The organism is Halobacillus sp. (genome assembly GCF_049282395.1).
In the GTDB taxonomy this organism is placed as follows: Bacteria; Bacillota; Bacilli; order Bacillales; family Halobacillaceae; genus Halobacillus.
This window is the reverse complement of record NZ_JBAPTY010000179.1, coordinates 1-4,930: the sequence shown is the minus strand read 5'-3', so window position 1 is coordinate 4,930 and position 4,930 is coordinate 1. Positions and strand designations below refer to the sequence as shown.

Here is a 4,930-nt window from a genome sequence, read left to right as displayed (position 1 = left end):
TATCAGCGGATGAAGGACGAACCCGTTTCGAGTCTCTAATTCGGCCGGGTCCGGAGGGGGACGATGAAGACTCCTGCGGGATGAACATGATCGGTGAGACCCCGGAAGGCTTTAGCCTGAGGAAGCTCAGCACAAGGGATGTTCGACTAAGATCGCGCCACGTCCTGTGGCAACGTCGAACGACCCTGCGTCGTGCAGGGCCGGAAAGCGAAATCGTCCCCCGAAGGACCATCCTCGTCGACCAATATCTCGAAATTGAGTCTTAAACAAACGGGAGCTTTTCTTTAACATGACCTCTATAGATTTGACCGATCTTTATATTTACTATGATATTTTTAGAGAAATTCTCACAAAATAAGAGGAACTCGTGAAACTTGTCACGAATTGCTCACTTCTTCTAGTTTTTCAGGCAGAATTTTGATAATCTTAAAATAGTGAGAAAACCGTAAGCGTTTTCGACATAAATCGGTGATGCACCTGAATGTGAGCAGCTGAGAATGAATTTAAAAAGGTGGTGTTGATGCATGAAACGGTTAGTCATATTAGGCGGCGGGTACGGTGGGCTCAATATATTACATGGCCTTTTAGAAGATTTACCAAAAGATGTACATATCGTTGTCGTTGACCGTAACCCCTACCATTCACTAAAAACAGAATTTTACACGATCGCTGCCGGTACTGAATCAGATCGTCATGCCCGTGTAGATTTTCCTGAACATGATCAAGTGGAATATGTATTCGACGAGATCGAAAAAATTGATGTTGAAAACGAAAAGGTTCTAATGAAAAACTTCGCCTATGACATCGAGTACGATTATCTTGTAATCGGGCTTGGATGTGAGGACAATTATCACGGAATAGAAGGCGCCAGGGAGTTTACGGAAAGTGTACAATCTTTTTCCCAAGCCCGAAGCGCAGGCTACTCCATTAATAATTTGGGAGCCTACGGAAAAGTGACGATTGTCGGAGCTGGATTAAGCGGTATTGAAGTGGCTTCAGAAGTACGCGAAAGCCGTTCTGATTTAAACATTCGTTTGCTCGATCGTGGTGAGACGGTACTGAAAGCATTCGACCATAAAATTCAGAATTATGTAGAAAAATGGTTCCGTGAGCACCATGTGGAGGTCATTCATAACGCGAACGTAGAATACGTTGAACGAGACGGCGTTTGCAATAACGGTCTCTGCTATATGAATGATGTTACGGTCTGGACAGCAGGTGTGCAGCCGAATTACCTGGTTAGAGAGCTTCCTTTTGATAAAGATATTCAAAATAAGGTTATTGTAAATGATTATTATCAGGTTCCAAGCCACCAAAATGTTTACGTGATCGGTGACTGCGCATCTGCCGAACATTCTCCAAGTGCTCAATTAGCAGGTCAGCAAGGTGAAAAAGTAGCGGAAGTTATATTGGCCTTTCTTAAAAATCGTGTTCCGGTACCTCCAGGCGAGGTTAAACTAAAAGGCGCCTTAGGCTCTCTCGGTAAGAACGACGGATTTGGCAACATGCTGCAAAAACCAATGACCGGAGTTTTACCTAGGCTTGCTAAATCAGGTGTTCTCTGGTTAAGTAAACGCCATTAAATCTCTCGTGTCGTGAAGAGTTCATCCGTCCACCCGTGCAGAACTCTATCAAAGAAAGCCATTTTCCCCAGAGGAAAATGGCTTTCTTATTATACGCGCACTGGATCCAGCAGGCGCCCCAGATATTTAGCAAGCTCAAGCATTCCGTACACTCCGGCTTTTTCTTCCGCATCCGTGTTATAATTCGTATTCGTGTTCACATCGTAAGCATATAAATTCCCATCTTGATCTTGAATAGCTTCAATAGCGGCCACTTGGATATGATTCGCCTGAAGAAAAGCTTCGAAGTCGTCAATAATCGCAGGGCGGTAATTGTCCAGGATCTCAAATTTTGCTTTATCCTTCGATTCCTCAGCATCGGTTGGGCAAAATTGATCCTCAATCGAGCACGCATCAGCCGGGCACAATTCAAACCCTTCAGAAGTGTCTACTTTCACTCCGTAAAGAAACTTCCCGTTTACGAACTCATGACGTACGATATACGGCTCGGGCGCATCGATATACTGCTGAATTAAGGTAATACCATCGACAGGTTCCTCAAATTCAGCGCCTTCCACATATTCCTGAAGTGCTTCTTTAGAATGAAACAGCTGCACACCCTGCCCCTTACCAGCACGGTTATGCTTCGTGATAAATGAATTCATCCCCAGCTTTTCTGCAGCTTTCAAAATATTCTCTTTCCCAACAGCAGAGATGGTTTTTGGAGTGCGGATCCCTTGTTGATTCAGTGCCATGTACTGGTTCACTTTACTTATTTCAAGATTAAGCGCCGATGTTCCATTTACAACCGTTCTGCCGTGGCGTTCCAGCCAGGAAAGGACTGCCCCTGCAAATTCAGGAGCGTAGCGGTGGTTTCTCGTGTGAGAGGACGCACTGATTCGATTATAGAAAATTCCTTCCGGCGGCTCTTCTGTTAAGTCTAATGTACCTTGGTCCAGGTGCCATACTTCATATGGCAATTCTAATTCTTCTAAACGTTCTGTTAAGTGAACGGTCCACTCATCGTTCTCGTGGAGTACATAAATTTTGCTCATAAAAAGGAACTCCCTTTCTGTAATAACGATTTCCTTTATCTTAACATAAAAAGCCTATCTGTTTACTAGGAATAAGATTATAGTACTTGCTAAATCTACTTCCTTATGGCACAGTAAAATTATAACGTTGTTCATCAAATTGAATAGTTTGAATGTAGGGGGACCAGTGTAGCTGGTTGAGATTGTATCCTTTTATGATACTGACCCTTAGAACCTGAACTGGTTGATACCAGCGTAGGAAACATAAGTAGCCGATATTTCTGATCGATTACTATATATGCACCCTAGGTTATGGTACCAGGGTGCTTTTTTGTATGGATAAAACGCTGGATTATCTCCGACGGTTCTCCCCTCTCCTCTATTAATCTCTCTGATGGACATATAATTGGGAGGGAAACAATTGAAAAAAATAATCCTCATGTTCATGACCGCTTTAGTAGTAACGGGCTGCTCATCCAATGACGGAAAAAGTGAAGAAGCTGCAGCCAAGCAAGAGGAAACGAACTCGGTTAAACTCGTACTCGACTGGACTCCTAACACCAATCACACCGGAATTTATGTGGCTCAGGCAGAAGGTTTTTTTAAGGAGCAAGGACTGGATGTGGAAATCATGCTTCCAGGTGAAGCGGGTGCCGATCAGCTTGTCGCCTCCCAAAAAGCAGAATTTGGGATCAGCGCTCAAGAAACATTGACAGAAGCTCGTATTCAGGACATTCCTGTTGTATCGATCGGAGCTATTATCCAGCATAATACGTCAGGTTTTGCCTCTCCCAAGAATAAAGGCATTACTTCTCCAGCTAATTACGAAGGAAAAACTTACGGAGGTTGGGGTGCTCCTGTAGAAGAAGCGGTCCTCTCTTCTCTCATGCAGAAAGAAAATGCTGATGTTTCTGAGGTGGAAATTGTAAATATGGGAAATACGGACTTTTTTACGGCTGTGGAACGGGATATCGATTTTGCCTGGATTTATTACGGGTGGACAGGTGTGGAAGCCGAACTTCGAGGGCAAGAGCTTAATATGCAATACCTAACGGACTACTCTGAGAAATTGGATTATTATACACCTGTTTTAACGACGAGCGAAACGATGATGAATGAGAATCCTGAAACCGTACAAGCATTTATGGCTGCTGTCTCAAAAGGATACGAATTTGCGATCGAAAAACCTGATCAGGCGGCTGATATTCTCATCGAAGCTGTGCCGGACCTCGATCCAGAGCTGGTAAAAGCCAGTCAAGAATGGCTGTCACCTAAGTATAAAGATGATGCAGATCAGTGGGGTATTCAAAAGGAAGAAGTCTGGAGCAGTTACGCCGAGTGGATGTACAATCATGACTTGCTTGAAGAAAAACTGAATGCTAATGAGGCATTTACGAACGAATTTTTACCAGAATAAAGGAGGGAAATGTATTGGCTAATTCACTTGTCAGTATTCAAATCATTCCAAAAACAGAGAGGAACGAGGATGTTATCCCTTATGTGGATCATGCGATTTCAATCATTGAAAAATCAGGGCTGAAGTACGAAGTCCATCCTCTTGAAACAACGATCGAAGGAGAGCTTTCCACCATTTTTGGTTTAATAGAAAAAATGAACGAGGCTATGGTTGAAAAAGGGTGCAGCAACGTCATTTCTCAGATTAAAGTTCTTTATCAGCCATCAGGAGCTTCGATGGATGATTTAACATCGAAATATCGAACATGACTCAAAGATTCATTAAAGGATGGAGGCCTGTTGCGGTCCTCCTCCTTTTCATTCTTTTATGGGAGCTCTGCAGCCGTTGGTTTGACATACCAGAATGGCTCTTACCACCGCCGAGCTTAATTATGGAAACAGGTATAAACGGCTGGACGGATTACGCTCCCCACCTTTTTTCAACCATTCGTTTAACTTTTTCAGGATTTATAATTGGAGTTATTTTCGGGTTATTACTTGCGGTCTTTCTTCACCTGCTTCCAGTAGTAAGAGAGGCCTTGTATCCCTTACTCATCTTGTCACAAAACATCCCGATCATCGTCCTTGCTCCCTTGCTAGTCATATGGTTTGGATTCGGGGCTTTACCTAAATTGATTATTATCGTACTTGTCTGCTTCTTTCCTATTGCGATTGCAGCCATGGATGGTCTTCGTCAGACAAACCCTGAATGGATGCATTATATGAAAATGGCAGGTGCTACAAAGGGACAGATTTTCAGGAAACTAGAATGGCCAAACGCCTTGCCGTCTATTTTTTCAGGGGTGAAAATATCAGCAGCCTACAGTGTCATGGGGGCTGTGATTTCAGAATGGCTGGGAGCGAATAAAGGTATAGGAG

Annotated in this window: 5 protein-coding genes and 1 riboswitch; of the genes, 4 read left to right on the top strand and 1 reads right to left on the bottom strand. The window is 43.4% G+C overall.

Annotated elements, in window-relative coordinates; all coding sequences use genetic code 11:
- The first annotated feature begins 524 nt into the window (after positions 1 to 524).
- A complete protein-coding gene (locus WAM07_RS08325; RefSeq protein WP_422166023.1) occupies positions 525 to 1,583 on the top strand; it encodes an NAD(P)/FAD-dependent oxidoreductase in 1,059 nt (352 codons plus the stop codon).
- Positions 1,584 to 1,672: 89 nt separating this feature from the next.
- On the opposite strand, the gene WAM07_RS08320 is transcribed toward WAM07_RS08325, so the two are convergent.
- The gene (locus WAM07_RS08320) at positions 1,673 to 2,617 is read right to left on the bottom strand and encodes an ATP-grasp domain-containing protein (protein WP_422166022.1); all 945 of its coding nucleotides are present in this window, start codon (positions 2,615 to 2,617) and stop codon (positions 1,673 to 1,675) included.
- A 146-nt stretch (positions 2,618 to 2,763) separates the two neighbouring features.
- Positions 2,764 to 2,875, top strand: a riboswitch (TPP riboswitch).
- A 142-nt stretch (positions 2,876 to 3,017) separates the two neighbouring features.
- On the opposite strand from WAM07_RS08320, the gene WAM07_RS08315 reads away from it, so the two are divergent.
- The 3 genes from WAM07_RS08315 to WAM07_RS08305 form a co-directional block, all read left to right on the top strand.
- The gene (locus WAM07_RS08315; protein ID WP_422166021.1) at positions 3,018 to 4,013 is read left to right on the top strand and encodes an ABC transporter substrate-binding protein; all 996 of its coding nucleotides are present in this window, start codon (positions 3,018 to 3,020) and stop codon (positions 4,011 to 4,013) included.
- A gap of 14 nt (positions 4,014 to 4,027) precedes the next feature.
- A complete protein-coding gene (locus WAM07_RS08310; RefSeq protein ID WP_422166020.1) occupies positions 4,028 to 4,321 on the top strand; it encodes a thiamine-binding protein in 294 nt (97 codons plus the stop codon).
- On the top strand, positions 4,318 to 4,930 hold a 613-nt coding region (locus WAM07_RS08305), incomplete at its 3' end, for an ABC transporter permease (protein ID WP_422166019.1). The genes WAM07_RS08310 and WAM07_RS08305, both read left to right, overlap by 4 nt.

Bases quoted from the DNA above. Each gene is read 5' to 3' on its own strand.
- WAM07_RS08320 (WP_422166022.1), bottom strand. From the start codon at position 2,617: ATGAGCAAAATTTATGTACTCCACGAGAACGATGAGTGGACCGTTCAC.
- WAM07_RS08325 (WP_422166023.1), top strand. From the start codon at position 525: ATGAAACGGTTAGTCATATTAGGCGGCGGGTACGGTGGGCTCAATATA.